The 21,310-nt window shown below is 54.5% G+C and carries 20 protein-coding genes and 1 pseudogene; 14 read left to right on the forward strand and 7 right to left on the reverse strand.

Annotated features, from left to right (window positions below; all coding sequences use genetic code 11):
- The first annotated feature begins 58 nt into the window (after positions 1–58).
- The 10 genes from rfaD to ACXAF0_RS17355 all read left to right on the forward strand — a co-directional run bounded on the left by rfaD (position 59) and on the right by ACXAF0_RS17355 (position 9,983).
- Complete coding sequence (rfaD, locus tag ACXAF0_RS17310) at positions 59–1,045, forward strand: ADP-glyceromanno-heptose 6-epimerase (RefSeq protein WP_475347077.1); 987 nt, start codon at positions 59–61, stop codon at positions 1,043–1,045.
- 134 nt (positions 1,046–1,179) lie between these two features.
- Positions 1,180–2,013 (forward strand): prolipoprotein diacylglyceryl transferase, encoded by an 834-nt coding sequence (gene lgt, locus ACXAF0_RS17315; protein WP_475347078.1) that lies wholly within the window; start codon positions 1,180–1,182, stop codon positions 2,011–2,013.
- A gap of 7 nt (positions 2,014–2,020) precedes the next feature.
- Positions 2,021–3,148, forward strand: a complete 1,128-nt coding sequence (locus tag ACXAF0_RS17320) for a class I SAM-dependent methyltransferase (RefSeq protein WP_475347079.1) — start codon at positions 2,021–2,023, stop codon at positions 3,146–3,148.
- 43 nt (positions 3,149–3,191) lie between these two features.
- A complete protein-coding gene (gene pgeF / locus ACXAF0_RS17325; RefSeq protein ID WP_475347080.1) occupies positions 3,192–4,013 on the forward strand; it encodes a peptidoglycan editing factor PgeF in 822 nt (273 codons plus the stop codon).
- A 90-nt stretch (positions 4,014–4,103) separates the two neighbouring features.
- Positions 4,104–5,117, forward strand: a complete 1,014-nt coding sequence (locus ACXAF0_RS17330) for a hypothetical protein (protein ID WP_475347081.1) — start codon at positions 4,104–4,106, stop codon at positions 5,115–5,117.
- 324 nt (positions 5,118–5,441) lie between these two features.
- Positions 5,442–6,374: a ribose-phosphate pyrophosphokinase gene (locus ACXAF0_RS17335; RefSeq protein ID WP_475347082.1), complete on the forward strand. Its 933-nt coding sequence runs from the start codon at positions 5,442–5,444 to the stop codon at positions 6,372–6,374.
- A 123-nt stretch (positions 6,375–6,497) separates the two neighbouring features.
- On the forward strand, positions 6,498–7,133 hold the full coding sequence (locus ACXAF0_RS17340) for a 50S ribosomal protein L25/general stress protein Ctc (RefSeq protein WP_475347083.1): 636 nt from the start codon (positions 6,498–6,500) through the stop codon (positions 7,131–7,133).
- Between the two features lie 15 nt (positions 7,134–7,148).
- Positions 7,149–7,934: an aminoacyl-tRNA hydrolase gene (pth, locus tag ACXAF0_RS17345; RefSeq protein WP_475347084.1), complete on the forward strand. Its 786-nt coding sequence runs from the start codon at positions 7,149–7,151 to the stop codon at positions 7,932–7,934.
- A 64-nt stretch (positions 7,935–7,998) separates the two neighbouring features.
- Entirely contained in the window at positions 7,999–9,102 is a 1,104-nt protein-coding gene (ychF, locus tag ACXAF0_RS17350; protein WP_475347085.1) for a redox-regulated ATPase YchF, read from the forward strand.
- Positions 9,103–9,245: 143 nt separating this feature from the next.
- Positions 9,246–9,983: a glutamine amidotransferase-related protein gene (locus ACXAF0_RS17355; protein ID WP_475347086.1), complete on the forward strand. Its 738-nt coding sequence runs from the start codon at positions 9,246–9,248 to the stop codon at positions 9,981–9,983.
- A 14-nt stretch (positions 9,984–9,997) separates the two neighbouring features.
- Here ACXAF0_RS17355 and ACXAF0_RS17360 read toward each other — a convergent pair whose 3' ends face one another.
- The 4 genes from ACXAF0_RS17360 to ACXAF0_RS17375 all read right to left on the reverse strand — a co-directional run bounded on the left by ACXAF0_RS17360 (position 9,998) and on the right by ACXAF0_RS17375 (position 13,559).
- Complete coding sequence (locus ACXAF0_RS17360) at positions 9,998–10,510, reverse strand: DUF2478 domain-containing protein (RefSeq protein WP_475347087.1); 513 nt, start codon at positions 10,508–10,510, stop codon at positions 9,998–10,000.
- A gap of 3 nt (positions 10,511–10,513) precedes the next feature.
- The gene (locus tag ACXAF0_RS17365; protein ID WP_475347088.1) at positions 10,514–11,554 is read right to left on the reverse strand and encodes a zinc-dependent alcohol dehydrogenase family protein; all 1,041 of its coding nucleotides are present in this window, start codon (positions 11,552–11,554) and stop codon (positions 10,514–10,516) included.
- A 36-nt stretch (positions 11,555–11,590) separates the two neighbouring features.
- Entirely contained in the window at positions 11,591–12,568 is a 978-nt protein-coding gene (locus tag ACXAF0_RS17370; RefSeq protein ID WP_475347089.1) for a rhomboid family intramembrane serine protease, read from the reverse strand.
- A 67-nt stretch (positions 12,569–12,635) separates the two neighbouring features.
- Entirely contained in the window at positions 12,636–13,559 is a 924-nt protein-coding gene (locus ACXAF0_RS17375; protein ID WP_475347090.1) for a LysR substrate-binding domain-containing protein, read from the reverse strand.
- Between the two features lie 164 nt (positions 13,560–13,723).
- On the opposite strand from ACXAF0_RS17375, the gene ACXAF0_RS17380 reads away from it, so the two are divergent.
- From ACXAF0_RS17380 to ACXAF0_RS17390, 3 genes and pseudogenes are all read left to right on the forward strand, one after another.
- Positions 13,724–14,251: a peroxiredoxin gene (locus ACXAF0_RS17380; RefSeq protein WP_044827842.1), complete on the forward strand. Its 528-nt coding sequence runs from the start codon at positions 13,724–13,726 to the stop codon at positions 14,249–14,251.
- A 178-nt stretch (positions 14,252–14,429) separates the two neighbouring features.
- Complete coding sequence (gene ahpD / locus ACXAF0_RS17385) at positions 14,430–14,966, forward strand: alkylhydroperoxidase, AhpD family (protein WP_475347091.1); 537 nt, start codon at positions 14,430–14,432, stop codon at positions 14,964–14,966.
- Between the two features lie 279 nt (positions 14,967–15,245).
- Positions 15,246–16,188 (forward strand): annotated as a pseudogene (locus tag ACXAF0_RS17390) (IS110 family RNA-guided transposase).
- A gap of 141 nt (positions 16,189–16,329) precedes the next feature.
- Here ACXAF0_RS17390 and asnB read toward each other — a convergent pair.
- Positions 16,330–18,078 carry an asparagine synthase (glutamine-hydrolyzing) gene (asnB, locus tag ACXAF0_RS17395; protein WP_475347092.1) on the reverse strand — a complete coding sequence of 583 codons (1,749 nt, stop codon included), beginning with the start codon at positions 18,076–18,078 and terminating at the stop codon, positions 16,330–16,332.
- 82 nt (positions 18,079–18,160) lie between these two features.
- Here asnB and ACXAF0_RS17400 point away from each other — a divergent pair, with 82 nt between their 5' ends.
- Positions 18,161–19,114 carry a glycosyltransferase family 2 protein gene (locus ACXAF0_RS17400; RefSeq protein ID WP_475347093.1) on the forward strand — a complete coding sequence of 318 codons (954 nt, stop codon included), beginning with the start codon at positions 18,161–18,163 and terminating at the stop codon, positions 19,112–19,114.
- Positions 19,115–19,150: 36 nt separating this feature from the next.
- Here the strand turns inward: ACXAF0_RS17400 and ACXAF0_RS17405 are convergent, their stop codons facing one another.
- Positions 19,151–19,942, reverse strand: coding sequence for an alpha/beta fold hydrolase (locus tag ACXAF0_RS17405; protein WP_475347094.1), 792 nt, complete (start codon positions 19,940–19,942; stop codon positions 19,151–19,153).
- A gap of 155 nt (positions 19,943–20,097) precedes the next feature.
- Complete coding sequence (locus ACXAF0_RS17410) at positions 20,098–21,300, reverse strand: aspartate transaminase (RefSeq protein ID WP_475347095.1); 1,203 nt, start codon at positions 21,298–21,300, stop codon at positions 20,098–20,100.
- Positions 21,301–21,310 lie beyond the last annotated feature (10 nt).

Consider the following 21,310-nt stretch of genomic DNA (forward strand, 5'->3'; position numbering starts at 1 on the left):
AAACATGATCTGTCGTCTTTGCTGATTGCGGGCAGGACGGCCTCGGCAGGAGAAAGCAATGCTTATCGTCACCGGTGGTGCCGGGTTTATCGGTTCCAATATTGTTGCCGCCCTTGAAGAGCGTGGCGAGACCGACATCGTTGTCGTGGATCGTTTGCGGGATGGCATCAAATGGAAAAACATCGCCAAACGGAACCTGCGCGACATTGTCCATCCTGATGAACTGCCAGCTTTCCTTGAAAAGCATGCCGGCGATGTCGAGGCGATTTTCCATATGGGCGCGATTTCCGCGACCACGGAAACCGATGCCGACAAGATCGTCACCAACAACCTGAAACTGACGACCTGGCTGTGGGACTGGTGTTCGCACCATTCGGCCCGCCTGATCTATGCATCCTCGGCAGCCACTTACGGCGATGGCACGCAGGGCTTTGATGACAGCTTTAATGAAGCTGATCTGGCAAAGCTGGCACCGCTCAATGCCTATGGCTGGTCGAAACATGCGACCGACCGCCGGTTCCGCCGCATCCTGGATCAGAACGGGTTCCGTCCCAAACAGTTTGCCGGGCTGAAGTTCTTTAACGTCTATGGCCCGAACGAATACCATAAGGGCGGTATGCGGTCTGTTGTCTCCCAGCTGTTTGACAAGCTTTCAAACGGTGAAACCGCGACCCTTTTTAAATCGCACCATCCAGATTACGAAGATGGCGGCCAGCTGCGTGACTTTGTCTGGGTTGGCGATGTGGTCGATATCATCATGTGGCTTTATGACAATCCCGATGTCAGCGACCTGTTCAATATCGGGACCGGCAAGGCGCGCAGCTTCAAGGATCTGGCACTGGCGGTGTTTGCCGCCATGGGCAAGGAGCCCGATATCAAATTCGTGCCGACCCCGGAAGCAATCCGCGACAAATACCAGTATTTCACCGAAGCCAATATGACCAAGCTGCGCAAGGCGGGGTACGGCAAGGAAATGACATCGCTTGAAGAAGGGGTGCGGTCCTATGTGCAGGATTATCTTGCGAGCGAGGATGCGTTCCGCTGAGTGTGATCCGCATGGGATCGGGCGGCTTGCCATGATGCTGCCCAACTCCTTTGCGACTTCAGCACGGCCTACGTCCTGACTGATGCCTTCAACACCCACCTTCAACACCCAATAGCTGATCCGGAGTTTTCCAGATGCTGAGCCTTGCCTTCCCGGCGATAGACCCGATTGCGATTTCCATCGGCCCGATTGCCATTCGCTGGTATGCGCTGGCCTATATTGCCGGTCTGCTGCTGGGCTGGAAATATGTGGTTTATTACTGCACCAAAACGCCCAACATCATGAGCAAGCGTGATGTCGATGACTTGCTGTTTTGGGCGACACTGGGCGTGATCCTTGGCGGGCGGTTGGGCTATATCCTGTTTTACAATCTGGATTATTACCTGGATAACCCGGCCAACATCCTGAAGGTCTGGCAGGGCGGCATGGCGTTCCATGGCGGGTTCATGGGCGTGATCCTGGCGATCATTCTGTTTGCCAGAAAGCGCGGGATTTCCATCCTTGCTGTTCTCGATGCTGCCGCGGTCGCAACCCCGATCGGTTTGTTCTTTGGCCGGATTGCCAATTTCATCAATGGTGAGCTGTATGGACGGACCACCGATGTCGCGTGGGGCATGGTGTTCCCCAATGGCGGGCCGGAACCACGTCATCCAAGCCAGCTTTATGAAGCACTGCTTGAAGGTCTGATCCTGTTTGTCGTGCTGTTCATCCTGTCGCGCAATGCGGTTATCCGCCACCGTCCGGGCATTCTTGGTGGGACGTTCGTTGCGGGCTATGGCATTTCGCGCATCATTGTCGAATTCTTCCGCCAGCCGGATGCCCAGCTGGGCTACCTTGCAGGCGGCATCACCATGGGACAGATCCTGTCCATCCCGATGGTGCTGGTGGGTGTTGGCTGCATTATCTATGCGCTGAAATCCAAGCCGATTGAAACCCGGGTCCATCCCAAAGAAGCCGAAAACGCGTAAAGTAAATATGAGTTCCGAGACCGACAGCCCGCTTTTGGCCCATATCAAGCGCCGGATCAATGTATCCGGCCCGATCACCATTGCCGACTTCATGACCGAGGCATTGGCCCATCCAGAGCATGGCTATTACCGCAAGCAGGACCCGTTTGGTCGCGCCGGTGATTTCATCACGGCACCGGAAGTCAGCCAGATGTTTGGTGAACTGATCGGGCTTTGGGCCGCGGTGACCTGGCAACAGATGGGCAGCCCGCCAAAAATCGATCTGATCGAATTGGGGCCGGGGCGCGGGACATTGATGTCAGATGCGTTGCGGGCGGTGCGCAATGTGCCGGGCTTTGGCGATGCGCTGACTGTGCGGTTTGTTGAAACCAGCCCGGTTTTGCGCACCCATCAGCAAACGGCGATCATGGCCTATGGCATTCCGGCAACCTGGCATGAAACATTTGATGAGATCCCGACGCGCGCCAATGTGCCGGCAATCGTCATCGGCAACGAGTTCTTTGACGCCCTGCCGATCCGCCAGTTTGAACGCGGGGAAAAAGGCTGGGCCGAACGGCTTGTCGGCGTCGATGCCACAACCGGCGAGCTTGGGTTTGTCCGTGGGGCGGAAACACCGATCACCGATGCGCTGATCCCGGCGACCATGCGGGGGGCGGCGAAAAAGGGTGATATCTTTGAAAGTTGCGCACCCGCCATCGCCATTGCCGATCAGATCGCAAGGCGCCTGAACGAAACGGGCGGCGGCGCACTGTTTATTGATTATGGCCATCCAGGTAGTGCGTTTGGCGACACGTTCCAGGCTTTGAAGGGCCATGACTATCATCCGGTTCTGAGCGATCCGGGCAATGCCGATCTGACCGCGCATGTTGATTTTGCCGCCATTGGACGGGCGATGAACGAAGCCGGCGCGCGTACCGGTGCGGTTCTGACCCAAGGGACGTTTTTGCGCATGCTTGGCATTGATCAACGGGCCGAGCTTTTGAAAACCAATGCCGATGATGATCAGCAAACCGCGATTGATCAGGCGTTGTCGCGGTTGGTCGATGCCGATCAGATGGGAACGCTTTTTAAAGTTCTGATCGGCTATGGTCGCGATACCACCCCGCCGCCTTGCGTCAGTGGCGTGGCGGGCTAAATTGACCACAAGCGCAACGCCTTTGGCAACGGAGCAGGCCAAGATGACACATCCGATTACCGACGGGATTGAGCGCAGCGCCAAGGGTTTGACCTGGTTTGAAGCCGGGAACCTGTCGGACAAGGATGGATTGCGCCACGGGTTCCTCAGCCGCAAGGGCGGGGTCAGTGACGGTATTCTCGGCGGGCTGAATGTCGGTTTCGGATCGGATGATAATAAGGACCGCGTCGCCGAAAACCGTGCACGCGCCGCATCCGCATTTGACACCAATGCCGATCGTCTGAGCACGGTGTATCAGGTGCATGGTATTGACGTGGCGGTTCTTGATAAGCCGCTATCACGCGAAGAAGCCCCCAAGGCTGATGCCATGGTTACAGATCGGCCGAACATCATGCTGGGTATTCTGACCGCCGATTGCACACCGGTTCTGTTTCATGATCCGGTGGCGGGTGTGATCGGCGCGTGCCATTCCGGCTGGCGCGGGTCCCATGGCGGTATTTCGGCCAGCACGGTTGATGCGATGGAACAGCTTGGTGCTACGCGCGAAAACATTCACGCCGCTGTCGGGCCATGCATTGCGCGCAAATCCTATGAGGTCGACGGCACTTTCCGCGACACCATCCTTGCCGGACCGGAAGGCGAGGAAGACCTGTTCGATGCGTCGGTGCGCGATGGGCATTTCATGTTTGATTTGCCGGAATATGTCCGTCGTCGGACGATTGCGACGGGGATTGCATCGGTCGAGTTGGTGGCGCGCGATACGCTGGCGGAGGAAGAGCTTTTTTACAGTTATCGTCGAACGACGCTGCGCAAGGAGCCTGATTATGGGCGGCAGCTTTCGGCGATCATGTTGACAGAGGCGTAACATCATGCCGCATTTGATCATGCTGTTCTTCTTTATGATCATCGCGACCATGGTTGGTTGTGTGATGATGTGACGACGAAATTTGCCCCGATGAAGTCTTTCCTGCGTTCTGTTGTTTTGATGTTTGCCATGGCCGGTTTGCTTGCGGCCTGTGGCGATTTGCCGCGCCCGTTTGAGGGCGCTGGTCGTGCCGGTGATCCGGGCTTGCTTGAGTTGCGCGATACCGGGACCGTCCGGGTCGAGACGACCGAAGATTTGCCCGAAGGGGCATCAGCCCATCTGGCGCGCGCGATGGCACGGGCACTGCGCATGCGTGATATTCCGGCCTATAGCGAAACCGATACCGGTGGCGATTACATCCTGCGCCCCAATGTGCAGGCCAGCCTGACCGAAAATGGCGCCGCGCTTGATATTACCTGGGTTCTGATGCGCCCGGACGGGCTTGCGATTGATACCACCCATTCAGCCGGGGAGTTGGCGGCTGATCAATGGTTTGCCGATCAACCCACGGGACCTGAGGAAAACAACCTCGCCATTCCCAAGGAACTGGTCGAAAAAGTCCGCGAGCTTGAAGGCAAGGCGGATGATCCGTTGGCAAAAACCTATGAAGGGTTGGTGGCCGAGCCCGCAGACGAGATCGCCTTTATGATTACCGGCGACCGGTCGTCCTTGCGTGCGGCACCGATCATGAAAGTGGCGCTGATTGATTTTGCCGGTGCGCCGGGGGATGGTAATACCGCCCTTCAAAGATCGGCCGGGGCTTTGTTGCAGGCGCGCGGCATCACGGTGGATAACCGTGAGGTGGATGAAAACAGTGTCATCCTGTCTGCGACCATTGATGTCAGTCCGGTCGAAGAAGAAACCACAACCCCGCTTGATCGTGTATCGATTGAATGGATCATCATGGAAGTCGATGGCACGGAACTGGGGCAGATGAACCAGAATAATGTCGTGCCGCGCGGCCAGCTTGATGAGCGGTGGGGCACGGTGGCATCCCTTGCAGCCCAGGCGGCGGTCGAAACCCTTGAGGGGGTTCTGGGCCAGATCGCCAACAGCAAGAAGCTTCAATTGCGCGACGATAATAAAACCGCGTCGGCGCGTTAGGTCGTTCTTGGACTGGCACGTGATGCGCGCGCAAATGGCCGATGGGCAAGGCATGCATGACTGCCTTGTCGTTATTCGGCACTGGCCCCATTTACAGACTGTTGACGGCTGGTTATAAAGCCGCCGCGATCTGCCGATATGCAGAATCGCCGAGATTTGGTCTTTGAGTGTCGTGAATGTGTCGTTGAACCGGCGGGAATTTCCCAGTTTCCGGGCTGTTGGGCGGCAAGGGCAAACAGGGCTGATGACGGCTGAGTGTGTTGAGCGGAGTCGCACAGGATTTAGTTATTCGCTTTCCCGGCACCCATTAACCGAGGCCCCGCTATGAAGATCCTCGCTGGTAACAGTAACCGCCCGTTGGCAGAGGCAATTGCTGACCATCTTAACCTGCCGCTTACCCGTGCAGATGTGAAGCGTTTCTCTGATGAGGAAATCTGGTGCGAAATTCAGGAAAACGTCCGCGGTGAGGACGTTTTTGTCATTCAGAGCACCTCTTATCCCGCAAACGACAACCTGATGGAACTGCTGGTGATGCTTGATGCGCTGCGCCGCGGTTCGGCCCGTCGTATCACGGCTGTCATGCCGTATTTCGGCTATGCCCGGCAGGACCGTAAATCGGGTCCCCGTACGCCGATCTCGGCGAAACTGGTTGCCAACCTGATTACGGTTGCCGGTGCAGACCGCGTTCTGACCATGGATCTCCATGCCGGTCAGATTCAGGGCTTCTTCGATATTCCGCTGGATAACCTGTTTGCATCGCCGGTTCTGACCAGCGACATCCGCAACAAGTTCGAAGGCCAGAAACTGGTTATCGTCAGCCCGGATGTTGGCGGTGTGGCGCGCGCGCGTTCCGTTGCAAAGCGTCTGGATGCTGAACTGGCGATCATCGACAAACGTCGTCCGCAGGCCGGTGTTTCCGAAGTCATGAACGTGATCGGTGACGTCAAGGATGCGGCTTGCATCCTGGTGGATGACATCGTCGATTCTGCTGGCACGCTGTGCAATGCGGCCGGTGCGCTGAAAGATCGTGGTGCATCGTCGGTTGCGGCTTATGTTTCGCATGGTGTTCTGTCCGGTCCGGCGGTTGAGCGTATCGCCAATTCGCCGATGTCCGAGGTGGTTACCAGTGACTCGATCAAGGCATCCGATGCGGTGCGTGGTTGTGGAAAAATCAGACAGCTTCCGATCGCGCCGCTGATGGCAGAAGCCATCCGTCGCATTTCGGAAGAAAAATCTGTTTCCGTTCTTTTCGATTGAGGGTATAAGGCCCTCGCTGCGGTGGCACCCCTGGAGGCCACCGCACTTGTTTTCGCAGGCTTTCAGCGGTGAATCTCACCAACCTGCGGGGGCAACTTACTTTTAGTTCAAGGAGATTTTCCGATGGCAAATACTGTTATCAATGCGGAAATCCGTGAACGGGCCGGAAAGGGGGCCGCCCGTGCCGTGCGTCGTGCCGGTATGGTCCCTGGTGTTATCTATGGTGCAAAACAGGATCCTGTTCTGTTCCAGGTTGACCCGCGTCCGCTTTGGAAACTTCTGCATGCGCCGGGCTTCTATTCCCACGTTCTGACCGTTCAGGTTGGCAAAGAGAAATACGAAGTTCTGCCGCGCGACGTTCAGTTCGACAAGGTTTCTGACGAAATCATGCATGTCGATCTTCTGCGCTTCTCTAAAGGCCAGACCATCAACGTTGAAGTTCCGGTTCGCTTCGAAAACGAAGAAGCATCCCCGGGCCTCAAAAAAGGTGGCGTGCTTAACGTTGTTCGTCACGACGTTGAAGTTCTCTGCGCACCGAACGCAATTCCGGAAGAGCTGGTCTTCGACCTTACGGGTGTCGAAGTTGGTGACTCGATCCACATTTCGGCAATTAAACTGCCGAAAGGTGTTGAGCTTACCATCACCGACCGCGACTTCACGGTTGCGACCGTTGCTGCTCCGTCCGCTCTGAAATCGGAAGAAAGCGAATCTTCTGACGAAGAAGGCGAAGGTGCAGAAGCAGAATCGACCGAAGAATAAGATCGAGGTCTTACGATGTTACTGGTGGTTGGATTGGGAAACCCGGGATCGGGCTACGCCGCCAATCGTCACAACATTGGCTTCATGGCGGCGGACGAACTCGTCCGCCGCTATTCTTTTGGTCCCTGGCGCAAGAAGTTTCAGGGCCAGATTTCCGAAGGTGACTTGAACGGGCAAAAGGTTCTGGTGTTGAAACCGGAAACCTTCATGAACCTGTCGGGACAAAGCGTTGGCGAAGTGCTGCGCTTTTACAAGATTCCGGTTGAAGACGTTATTGTCCTGCATGATGAGCTGGACCTGCCACCGGGCAAGCTGCGCGTCAAACGCGGCGGCGGCCATGGCGGCCATAACGGTCTGAAGTCGATTGATGCCCATTGTGGCAAGGAATATCGCCGCATTCGTTTGGGCATTGGCCATCCCGGGGATAAATCCCGTGTGCATGGACATGTGCTTGGAGATTTTTCCAAGGCCGAACAGGATGGCTGGCTGATGACGCTGCTTGATGTGGTGGCAGCAGAATTCGGGCGCCTGGCCAAGGGCGATGATGGCGGCTTTATGAGCAAGGTTTCCGCCATCGTATCCCCGCCCAAGCCAAAGGCGCCGAAAAAGGACAAGCCGGCGGCCGATAAAGCCAAAGGCGAGAAGAACAAAGATGCCGAAAACCAGCCACAGGCCGGTGAGGGGATCGAAGATCTTTCGGGGGCAGCAAAGGTGCGGCTTGAGCGCGCCGATACCCCGGTCAGTAATGCAGCATCGGCGATGGCCGATGCGCTTGCCAAGGCATTTGGCAAAAAGAAATAGTCTGGTTTGCGCGTATGCAGACCGATCATGATGAACAGAAATTCAAGTTACGGAGCCCGGAAAGATGGGATTCAAATGCGGTATTGTCGGTCTGCCAAATGTCGGTAAATCGACCCTTTTTAACGCCCTGACCCAGACGGCAGCAGCCGAGGCTGCGAACTTCCCGTTCTGTACGATTGAACCCAATACCGGTCGTGTCAGTGTTCCTGACGAGCGCCTTGATAAAATTGCAGCCATCGCAAAATCGGCCAACATCATTCCGACCCAGCTGGAATTTGTTGATATTGCCGGTCTGGTGCGCGGTGCATCCAAGGGCGAAGGTCTGGGTAACCAGTTCTTGGCCAACATCCGCGAAACCGATGCCATCGTGCATGTTCTGCGCTGCTTTGAAGATGACGACATTACCCATGTCGATAATTCGGTCGATCCGGTGCGCGATGCGGAAACCATTGAAACCGAACTGATGCTGGCGGATATGGAAAGCCTTGAAAAGCGCGTTCCGGCTCTTCAGAAAAAGGCGCGTTCGAACGACAAGGACGCCAAACTGACCATGGATCTGATCGAGCGCGCGCTTGAAGTGCTGCGCGAGGGCAAACCGGCTCGTGTCGTCGAAATTGATGGCGAAGAAGAAGCCAAAGCGTTCCGCATGCTGCAGCTTCTGACCAGCAAGCCGATCCTTTATGTTTGCAACGTGGATGAAGACAACGCAGCTGAAGGCAATGCATTGTCCGACAAGGTTGCCGAAATGGCAGAAGCACAGGGTGCGCGTTCGGTTGTGATTTCAGCAGCGATTGAGGCCGAAGTGGCCCTGCTCGAAAGTGCCGAAGACAAGAAAGAGTTTCTCGAAGGTCTTGGTCTTGCCGAAACCGGCTTGGCCCGTATCATCCGCGAAGGCTACAAGCTGCTTAATCTTCTGACCTTCTTTACGGTTGGTCCGAAAGAAGCACGCGCATGGACGGTATTTACCGGTGCGACCGCCCCGAACGCGGCTGGCGTTATCCATACCGATTTTGAACGCGGTTTTATCAAGGCCGAAACCATCGCCTATGACGATTTCATCGAATTCAACGGTGAATCCGGCGCGCGCGATGCGGGCAAGCTGCGTCAGGAAGGCAAGACCTATATCGTCAAGGACGGCGATATCTTCCACTTCAAGTTCAACGTTTAAATCAGCGTTTTTTATAATGATTTCAAAGGCCGCCCCGCACAGCAGGGCGGCCTTTGGTTTTTGGCGGCATCGTTTTGCCGATGCAGGGCTTGTCAAAACGGGGAAACGCAGTCTACCTTCGCTATTGCAGCAAAGAGGATGGTATGAACGACCTGAGCCCGAAAAAACGCATTTTACTGGTTTTCAACTCCGCCACCGGTCAGCCGGGACGGGTGGGCACCGTCATGCGCCGCTACGGGTTCGAGTTCGATATTCGCCGCCCCGGTGAAGGCGACGAATTGCCGACTGATCTTTGCAAATATCATCTGGTCGTCGTGTTTGGAGGACCGATGAGTGCCAATGACGATCATCTTGATAATGTCAGTGCCATCATGAACTGGTTGCCGACCGTAGTTTCCAGTGATGCGATGTATTTGGGCATTTGCCTGGGTGCGCAGATGATGGCGCGCAACCTTGGTGCCGCGGTCGAGCCCCATCCCGAAGGCATGACCGAAATCGGCTATTACCCGGTGCAGCCTACGCCTGCCGGCGAACATCTTTTCCCGGATGAAATGATGGTCTATCACTGGCACAGCGAAGGGTTCGGGCTGCCCGACGGGGCGGAGCTGGTAGCAACCGGGCCGACATTTCCCCATCAGGCCTATCATGTTGATGAGCGGATCTGGGGTATTCAGTTCCATCCCGAAGTCGATGATGAAAGCCATGAACGCTGGCTTGCCAATGCCGGGGATAAAACCGATCGCCCGAACGGCCAGTGCCCCGATACCCAGCGGGCGGGACGGGCAAAATATGACGCCGCGTTCGGTGCATGGTTTGAACGCTTTGCCGAGAAGGTCCTGGTCAAGGGCCATGTGCCAAGCGATGTCGGGCAAAGCAGCTAAGCACTACGCCATTGTCAGGCAGAAACCGTATCTGCCAGATTTGCGGACAACCAGTCTTCGATTGCGGTCTCGTCAAAGGCAAGGGCCTTGGCATAGCCGCCATGGAAAGCGTCCCACGCATCGCGATACTCATCGCGTACCCCGACCAGTACCGGAATTTCCAGATCCATTGCGCGTGAGATGACATCCCGCAAGCCCCGGCCATCGGCCTCGCTTCGTCCAAAGCGTGCGATGATCAGGATGTCACTGCCGGCCTCAACATCGCGCGACAGTTGGGCGGCCAGGGTGGACAGCGCATCGCCATCAAGCTTGCAGCCCTTGGCCATTTTGCCACGATTCTTGGTGATCGGCATTTCATCGCCGCTGCGCAAGTTACGGACATGGACAAGTGTGCCGCAATCGGCATCCTTGCGGCGCTTTTGCACGTAACCGGCAACCGATTTGCCATTGGCGAGCATCCCGTCGGCAATGGCAGCCAGCAGATCGTCAATCGGGTCTTTGGGGTGAAAGGCAATACCGGCCAGCATGGATCAGAACCGATCAATCACGGTGACGCCGGTACCGACGAAGCTGTCCATGCTCATCAGTGCGGTCGCGCCCTCGGCCAGGGTGACGTGATCGCCAATCAGCTTTTGCGGGGCCAGTTTTCCCGCCTGTATCATGTCGAGCATCGCATCATAGCGAAAGGCCTGCATGCCGTGGCTGCCGAGGATTTCAAGCTCATGGGCGACCACCCGATCCATAGGGACTTTGGCATGGGCATGATCATCGGTCATGAGGCCAATCTGGATATGCTTGCCACGTTTGCGCAAACACGCGACCGAATTAAAGCAGGTTACCGCACTGCCCAACGCATCGACCGACACATGCGCGCCACCGCGCGTGATGTCCTTGATTGCCGCCGGGATGTCATCGATGCTGGCAGCATTCAGCACCGCATTGGCCCCCAGTTCCTTGGCGAAATCGAGCTTGGCGTCATCAATATCGACCGCCACGACATAGGCACCAGCGGCCGCGGCAATCATGATGGCCGACAGGCCGACACCACCGGCGCCATGGACGGCGACGATCTGACCGGCCGATACCTTGCCCTGATCAATCACGCCGCGGAAACTGGTGGCAAAGCGACAGCCGAGGCTGGCGGCAGTAGAAAAATCCATTTCATCGGGCAGGCGGACAAGATTGGTATCGGCGTAATCAATAGCGACATATTCGGCAAAGCTGCCCCAGTGGGTAAAGCCCGGCTGGAATTGCTGATCGCAGACCTGATGGTTGCCGCTATGGCATTCCGGGCAATGACCGCAGCCTGATACAAACGGCACGGTGACGCGGTCACCTTCCTGCCAGCGTTTGATGTCCTTGCCGACGGCCACCACAGTGCCGGCAAATTCGTGGCCGGGCACGTGCGGCAACTGGACATCGGAATCATGACCCATCCAGCCATGCCAGTCACTGCGGCACAGGCCAGTCGCGCCCACCTTGATCACCACACCCCCATTTCCCGGGGTCGGGTCGGGAAGGTTCTGGACCTCGATCGGGCCCTGATATTCGGTGAAGTAGGCTGCGTGCATAGGTCTTCCTCCAAGGACGATATTTTTTGCTTTGGCCTAAGTATCGTCCTTGTCGCGGTCCGGATGCAAGCGAACAACTTTCGGAACGCCAACCGATGGTTTGGATTTTGGTTTCGGTTTTGGTTCTGGCGCCGCATTGGGCTGATAACGTCCCCATGGGGATGTATCGCGGTCCTCGCCCTCTTTGCCCCAGGGGCCACGCTGCTCGCGGCGCATATTGGCGCGTTTGGCAGCGCGCTCTGCCTCATAGGCGGCTGCCCAGGGCGGGATATTGGACGTACTGCCGCGTGTTTTACGACCGGGGCGGTAAACGCCAAAGGCCGGGGCGGGCGATCCGTCATGCCAAAGCGGCACATTGCGGTGCTTGAACAGCGGGATCAGGGCAAGACCAGCTAGGAAGCCCGCAATATGGGCTACCCACGCAATGCCGCCGCCGGCACCACTGCCGAAATTGATCACCTGACTGACAAACCAGAAGCCCAGTACGACCACGGCCGGCACATAAAAGATAAACACCCAGAAAAACCAGACCAGCACGCGGGCTTTGGGATAAAGCAGGAAATAGGCGCCCAGCACACCGGCCAGCGCACCGGATGCGCCAATCATCGGGATTTCTGACTGGGTATCCAGCAGTCCATGGCCAAGGGCGGCCGCCACACCGCAGGCGAGATAGAAGATCAGAAAGCGGAAATGACCCATCGAGTCTTCGACATTATTCCCGAAGATCCAGAGATAGAGCATATTGCCGCCCAGATGCATCCAGCCGCCATGCATGAACATCGCCGAAAAGATCGACAGGAAGCCAAAGCCATCCGGGAAGGGTGAAAAGCCGGGCGGCAGTTCGGCATGACCAAACAGCACGGCCGGGATGGCGCCATATTGCAGGTTCATCAGAACCGTTGCGCGCGGATCAAGGGTAACCGTGCCCAGAAACACTACGACATTGATCGCAATGATCGCGTAGGTGACCCATGGCGTGATCGTTGTCGGGTTGTTGTCCTTGATCGGCAGCATTGGCTATGCCTGTTGTCTGTGTCCTGAAACGTGTCCTTAAACGGTACGGCGGGCAACAAGCCCCCGATCAGGCAACCACGGCCTCGTCGCGCGGGGCCAGGCGATCACGCAAAAAGGCCGCCAACTGACGATATTCGCGTTTACGTGCCGAGCTGCGCCGCCAGACCATGCCGATGCGCCGGATCGGAACCGGATTTTCAAACGGGATGATCTTGAGCAAATCCGGCCGACGTGCTTCGACTTCAAGCGACATTTCAGGCAACAGTGTGGCACCGATACCCGCACCGACCATCTGCACCAGGGTCGAGAGACTGTTGGCCTGAAAATCGGCCGATTTGCTCCAGCCCGCTTTCTGACAGACTTCAAGTGCCTGATCGCGCAGGCAGTGCCCGTCTTCAAGCAGCAAAAGCTTTTCATCCTTGATGTCGCCGATTTCGAGATGCTTTTTATGCGTTAGCGGATTGTTCGGCGCGCAGGCAAAGACAAAGCGGTCTTCAAACAGTTCGAACTCTTCAAGCCAGTTTTCATCAATCGGCAGAGCAATCAGGGCAAGGTCGAGTTTGCCCGCCATCAGAAGTTCGATCAGATTGGCGGTCTGGTCTTCGCGCAGGAGCGGCTGCAATTTCGGGAAACCGGATTTCAGCGAGGCCATGACATCGGGCAAAAGATAGGGGCCGATGGTCGGAATGACGCCGATATGGATCGGGCCCGACAGCGGGTCGGCAGCGGCCTGTGCCATGGTGGTTAATTCATCGACTTCCTGAAGGATATTTCGCGCCCGCGAAACGACCTCTTCGCCCAGTGGGGTCATCAGGACCTGACGCTTGTTGCGTTCGACCAGCTGCGCACCGAGAAGGTTCTCAAGCTCGCTGATGGCAGCCGACAAACTTGGCTGCGTAATGAAGCAAGCCTCTGCAGCGCGGCCAAAATGTCCGGTCTCGGACAGCGCGACAAGGTATTTGAGCTGCTTGATGCTCGGTTGGGCAGCCATTAATTTTTCCTATCAAAACTCGAAGTTTTATCTATTTGTCTTAGGTAATGCATTTCTCTACAAATCGCTAGCAAGCAGTGCATTTTTTGCACCTGCTCACACAAATTTCTGCGGCCTGTCGGGGGCCGTTCTGTGTTTTTAAAACTGGGTTAGGAGAAACCATAATGCTTACCGTTGGTGATACGCTTCCTGAATTCAATCTGACCGGTGTTTCGGGCAAAGGCCCGGACAGCTTCGCTCCGGTTACCGACAAGTCCTATGAAGGCAAATGGAAGATCCTGTTCTTCTGGCCGAAAGACTTCACCTTTGTTTGCCCGACCGAGATCGTTGGTTACGGCGAACTGAACGGTGACTTCGAAGACCGTGATGCCGTTCTTCTGGGTTGCTCGACCGACACCGACTTCGTGCACGCTGCATGGCGTACCCACCACGAAGACCTGGGCGACAGCCCGTTCGTATGGCTGGCTGACGAGAAAAAAGAACTCTCGACCGCCCTTGGTGTTCTGGCCAAAGACGCCGGTGTTGCCCTGCGCGCGACCTTCATCGTCGACCCGGACAACATCATCCGTCACGTACAGGTCAATGACCTGAACGTTGGTCGTAACCCGCAGGAAGCGCTTCGTATTCTTGACGCTCTGCAGACCGACGAACTCTGCCCGTGCAACTGGACCCAGGGTGACGAAACCCTCTAAGTCCGGTCCGGGCATGATGATGGGATCGGGCTTTGGCCCGGTCCCGCTTTTCAGCCTGCTATGAATGCTGCCTTTTCCATTGTCCGCGCCCAATGGGTGCGACTCTGACACGGCTGATCCCAAATTCGTTTTTGCATTACGCGCTTATCGCTTCAGACAGTTCCAGAGGATTTTTCCCATGACGTCGATCGTTGAAATCAAGGACTCCATGCCGGCCTATGCCAAGGACCTTAAGCTGAACCTTTCGAGCATGGCCAACAATCCGGGCATGACCGACCAGCAGGTTTACGGTACCGCGCTCGCTTGTGCCTTTGCATCGCGCAACGCCAAACTGACCAAGGCTGTTGCCGCCGAAGCCGCAGAAAAACTGACCGATGAGGCCGTTGAAGCTGCCAAGGGTGCGGCCGCCATCATGGGTATGAACAACATCTATTACCGGTTCAACCATCTGGTATCGGATGAAGAATACAGCTCCATGCCGGCACGCCTGCGCATGAACATAATCGGCAAGCCGGGCATCGACAAAGCCGATTTCGAACTGTTTTCGATCGCTGTTTCGGCGATCAATGGTTGCGGCATGTGCATCGATAGCCATGACAAGGTGCTGAAAAACGCTGGCGTTAAAAAGGAAACCATCCAGAACGCCATCCGTATCGCATCGGTCATTCACGCGGTTGCCGTCGTGATCGACGCCGAAGACGCCCTGGCGGAATAAGCCACATCACCGAATTCGGGCCAACGCCCAAAAGAAAGCCCCGGTACCATCAGGTGACCGGGGCTTATACATTGAGAGGCAGAAGGATTTGTTATGATCCTTCTGCCTCTTTTGTTTGAACGGGTGGTGACCACCACCCGTTCACGGAGCACAGAGCGGTTGAGCCCTTGCGGGCAGGACCCTTGACGGTCGTAAAAAAGCAGAACCCTCTGCGCACCCTGAGGCTTCGTCGAACCGCTGAGAGAGCTTTTACGCTCGTGTATAAGAGGGACAAAGCCAATGACTTATACTACGCGTTTTGTGGGGATCGATATATCGAAATCCACCTTTGATATTTGCCTGTTACCTGAAAACCGGACAAAAACTTTTGCCAATACACCTTCGGGCATTGCCAGCTTTCTTGGTTGGCTTGCCGGGTATGAGGATGTTGAGCGTATCCTTGTTGAACCGACAGGAGGCTATGAACGATCAATTGTTGAAGCCTTGCTGGCGGCACGCCGGCCCGTTGCAAAGGTGAATGCGAAATATATCCGCCAGTTCGCCCGCGCCAGCGGCCAACTGTCCAAAACCGACCGGATTGACGCCTTCGTTATCGCAGATTACGGCAGGCGCATGGAAACCCGCTTGCTCGAGTCCCCTTCAGCACGGCAGTCTGAACTGTCCGACCTCGTACAACGCTATCGCCAACTTTCCCCACATGATCGTTCAGGAAAAGAATCGCAGGGAAAAGCAGATCGATAAAACGCTGGGATGGATTGAGGAAACGCTCGACTTTCTTGTTGAGCAGCGCCGCGAGGTGATCATGGCAATGGAAAACTGCCTGGCCGAAGATGAGGACCTGCAGGCCCGAGCAAATGTTCTGATGTCGCTGAAAGGTATCGGGATGAGAACCGCTTGCTTCCTGCTGGCTGGATTGCCTGAACTCGGACGGTTGGACAAAGGCCAGATTGCCAAACTGGTTGGTGTGGCACCGCTCAATCGTGATAGCGGCCTCATGCGGGGCAAAAGAACGATTGCCGGCGGCAGACAACAGGTGCGCGACGTTCTCTATGTCGCCGCACTACCTGCTATTCGCTTCGATCCGGAGATGAAAGCCTTCTACCAACGCCTCAAACAAAAGGGAAAACCCGGAAAGGTCGCGCTTGTCGCCGTCATGCGCAAAATCATTGTAAGGGCAAACGCAAGGATGCGCATATATCATGCAGCGGTCCTTGACACTTAACACCGCTGCTTTTGTTTTTGGAGGGTGACATATGGGGTGTCGTGAACTGATATAGCTCTAGTGCCAGAATACGTTATCCAAGAAACTGTGAGGGAATGACATGATTGTATGATATACCGTGAGCAGGTTATGCACCGCTTTCTAAACGACTTCCGGAAACAGTTTTTTCAGAATCTGTTTCGAAATATTTTTGGCTCGATCATACAGTTGGTCACCCTTTCTGACACGTCCAATCCCGAACCCTTGTTTCTTTCGATATAGTGCTTCGTGGGGAACCTGTGCTGAATAGGCGCTTTTTAGAGCTGCTTTAAGATCGTTTTGCGCATATCGTACCTCCTCAGGAATGGACCAGGCCGCAAGAATCATTTTCTTACTCAAGAACGGAACCCGTGTTTCCAAAGCGACGGCCATGCTAGCACGATCAACCTTGGTTAGTACGGAATCGTGCATGTAAGTATGGAAGTCAATAAACTGCGCACGTGATCTTGGCGGTAAATCAGGACGGTCGAATTTGCGAAAATACCAATAGTCATCATATGAGGCAGGGATGTTATGGGTTTTCGCCCATGCTTTTTTCCAGGGATCTGTTTTGATCACACCGCCTTTGATTGCAGCCCAGCGCTCCATCGGATCAGTTAGCGTCTTACCTTCGAATCTTTGAGCTTTTTTGATAATAGCCCGATGAGGGGCGTAGCTTTTTAGTGCTACGACCAAGGAACGTAACCAAGCCATTTTAACTGGTGTTGTGGAAAATACATGCTCTGCTGATGAATAAGATGAATAACCTCCGAATAGTTCATCTCCGCCGTCACCAGTTAGAACAACGGTGACGTTTTCTCGAGCAAGTTTGCAAACCTCATTTGTAGGTAGTGCTGAAACATCGCCAAACGGTTCGTCGTATAGTGTCCTTAAAAGGCTAAAGTTTGTATTCGCAATATCTTGGCTGAAGAACTTCTCAAAATGTAGCGAACCAATTCTTTCGGAGACCATGCGAGCAAATGGTGCTTCGTCATCGCTCTCATCGACGTGACCAATTGAGAAAGTTTGAATCTTTGGTAAAATCTGACTCGCTTCTGAGCACACTACACTTGAGTCGACACCACCACTCAAGAAGAAACCTACATCAACGTCCGCAACAAGTTGTTCTCTAACTGCTTGACCGAGATGCTCTCTGATAAACGAGGACCAATCTTCAATGTCAGTACGAGTAGAAATCTCAAGGTTCCAGTATTTTTTCTTTTCAAGACGGGAGGTTTGTAAATCGAATGTGACGTAATGGCCCGGTTCCAATTTGTGTACGTCTTCGTACATCGTCTTTGGGCAAGGGATATATAGATACGTCATGAAGTCGTAAATTGCGGTCGCATCGATGTTGAGATTGTCTTTGCCGCAATATTGTTCAATCGCTTTCAGTTCTGAGGACCAGATTAGTTCTTTTTGTGAAGTGCCAAAGTATAACGGCTTTATTCCGACATGATCCCGAGACAATATAATTTTTTTACGGGCGCTATCATAAATCGAGAATGCGAACATTCCATCGATTTCCGAGAGAAGTCGATCAATTCCCCAATATATGTAACCGTGGAGGATAACTTCACTGTCACTGTCACTATTAAAAGTGACATTGAAATCTCTTTTCAACTTTGATCGCAGTTCGCGATAGTTATAGATTTCTCCGTTTACAGTAAGATAAACACCGTCGGACACCATCGGCTGACGACCGTTTTGCGATAGATCGAGAATACTGAGCCGTTGATGCCCGATATAGACTCCGTCACATACCTCGTAACCCCAACTATCTGGGCCACGATGTGCTAAGGTATGAAGAGCTATGTGTGAGGCTTTGATATTGTCGGAGTGAAGACCAGTATGGCCGAAGATTCCACACATCTTGCTTGCAGCGCCTCTGTTGAAGGTAAATCAGCCCTTGTCTGAGAAGCCAACACTAGAATTACATTGAGCAAATTTAAACATGAAAATTTCCTACGTCGTTACAGTATATAACAAAGCCCCCTATATCGTTGATGTAATCGAATGTCTTGCTGCCGAAAACTCAATCAAGCCCGATGAAGTCGAGTACATTTTTGTGGATGATGGTTCGTCAGATGACTCAGTGAAGCTCATTAAAGAAAATGCACATCTTCTCGACAACAAGGTCAGTGTAATAGAACAAGAAAATCAGGGGGCGGCTATCGCAACGAATGTTGGTGTTTCCGCATCGCAGCACGAATGGATTCGCTTATTGGATGGCGACGATATTCCCTGTAAAGAGTCAACCCGCGTAATGTTCGAAGTTGCCTTAAAAGAACACGTTGATTTTGTTATCGGCTCTTTCGGATATTTTTCTCAATCCGGTAAAGCCGTCACACAAATGGGTAATGTGGACAGTAAGAATTGTATCGTGATGGATCGTAAGGCAGCTCAACAGCGCTTCATCAAAAGCTTTCCGCATAATTCCAGTTGTATGTTAATCAAAAAATCTCTTTTCGAGCAATTTTCTGGTGCAGATACGCGACTACGGTCACCCGACTATACAATTGCCCTGCGGGCAACCGCTGCGACTGACAAGATTGCCAGACTAACTGACAACGTAGCAATGATGGTAGAGGAAGCGCCAGGGCGCCTTTCTTCTCAGATTGCTAGAAGTCGTTATGACTCTATTTGCGCGATCTATTATTTCGCGCATGAGCTTATGGTGGGAGATCGCGAAGTCGCAGTTGCTGTTTACAAACGAGCGTGTTCTCGGGCTTATCGATATTCTCGAATACTTGGAAATAGTCCACTCAAGCATTTTGCGCGATACATTTGCTCGAAAGTCTTCTTGCCCGCTGACCTCGATAAAGCGACCTATCAGTGTTTGTCTGCGTTTACGCCAAATGGCAAACCAGAACGACCACAAGAATGGGGACCAAAAACCAATACATGACATTGGCCAGAAGTCTGCTCTCTTGGTTTTTCTAAGTTATATAATTCTCAGGTGCTTGAGTGTTGCCGAAATCACCTGATCAGGTTGATCGAAATGCGGGATATGGCCGCACTCCTTGATCAGCATCTTGGTCACCGGGCCGCCGGTCTTGGCGCAAATGGTGTGGACCTGTTCACCACTGCCAAACTGATCATCATCGCCCTGAATGACCAGAAGCGGGCAGGTAATGTTGGCCAGTTCATCAACCATGTTCCATTCAAGGAAATCCGGCTGGCGCCAGGTATCGACCCAGGCACGGAAGACATCGTCGGTCTGGGCGAAGTGATGGCGTTGGAGTTTGGTTTTCCAGTCGGTCTCGGCGTAAATTTTGGCCGCCTCGGTAATGCCGGCGACTGTGACATCCTCGACAAAGACGTGGGCGGCTTCTGAAATCACGGCGGTTACGTTGTCGGGGAAGCGCGCGGCATATTTCAGCGCGATGGTCGCCCCGTCACTGTGGCCAAACAGGATTGGCTTGGTCAGGCCAAGTTCCGTGATCAGGCCGTGCAGATAGACATCGCTTTCGGTGTTGTGGAAATCAATGGCGCGCGGAACATCGCCCGCGGCGTGCGGGTCGGATTTCCCGTGGCCGCGCCGTTCATAGACAATCACCGGATGACGGGTGGCGGTTGCCAGCTTGGCGGGAAAGTCACGCCACATGCGAATGGTGCCAAGCGCCTCGTGCAGAAACAGGATGGTGGGTGCATCGGCGCGGACATCATCGGGAACAATCCGCTGGCAAGACAGGCTGATGCCATTCACCGTGGCATAGAAATTTTCGATCTTCATCTGACTTATAGCTCTTATGGGGCAATCTTTGTTGAGGCGTATATCGGTAATTCGGTGCGTAATTATTTGATTGCGATCATGGACAAAAAACAGGGCCCGGCAAGTGCCGGACCCTGATTGATGCGTTTTAATCCCGAAGTTCGGGAATGCAGACCTTATTTCAGGGCTGCGCAAGCACGTTTGATACGTGCGCAAGCCTCGGTCAGGGCCTCGTCAGAGGTCGCATAGGAAATGCGGAAATACGGTGCCAGACCGAATGCCGAACCCTGAACCGCAGCAACGCCTTCTGCTTCGAGCAGGTAGGTGACGAAGTCGGTATCGGTTTCGATTTTCTTGCCATCCGGGGTGGTTTTGCCAATCGCGCCCGCGCAGGACGGATAGACATAAAACGCACCTTCAGGCGTCTTGCATGACAGGCCTTCGCACTCGTTGAGCGCTGCAACAACAAGGTCACGACGCTTTTTGAAGACTTCAGCGCGCTCGGCGAGGAAGTCCTGCGGGCCGCTAAGCGCTTCGATCGAAGCTGCCTGGCTGATCGATGAGGTATGGGTGCTCGATTGCGACTGAACCTTGTTGATCGCCTTGATCAGGTCTTTGGGACCTGCGGCATAGCCCAGACGCCAGCCGGTCATGGCATAGGATTTCGACACACCGTTACAGGTCAGCGTACGTTCTTTGAGCTTCGGCTCGACCTGGGCGATGGTGGTGAATTCGAAACCGTCATAAACGAGGTGCTCATACATGTCGTCAGACATGACATAGACGTTTTCGTGTTTCAGAAGCACGTCGGCAATCGCACGCAGTTCTTCGCGTGAATATGCCGCACCGGTCGGGTTGGACGGGGAGTTCAGAACAACCCATTTGGTTTTCGGTGTGATTGCGGCTTCAAGTTCACTTGCGGTGATTTTGAAGTCGTTTTCTTCCTGGCATTCGACAATGACCGGGGAGCCTTCGGCCATGAGCGCCATGTCCGGATAGGATACCCAGTACGGTGCCGGGATGACGACTTCGTCGCCCGGGTTCAGCGTTGCGAAGAACGCGTTGAACAGGGTCTGCTTGCCACCGCAACCGACGGTGATTTCGTCGATGGTGTATTCCAGATCGTTTTCACGCTTGAACTTTTCGACAATCGCCTTGCGCAGCTCAGGCGTACCAGCGACCGGAGTGTATTTGGTCTTGCCAGCATCGAGCGCAGCTTTTGCGGCTTCTTTGATGTTGTCGGGGGTATCGAAATCCGGCTCACCTGCGCCAAGACCGATCACATCAACGCCAGCAGCCTTAAGTTCGGCAGCCTTGGTGGTGACAGCAATGGTGGGGGAGGGTTTGATACGGCTCAAACGGTCGGCAATGAACGCCATTGGTCTGTTT

This window comes from Thalassospira sp. ABD4_177 (genome assembly GCF_056160125.1).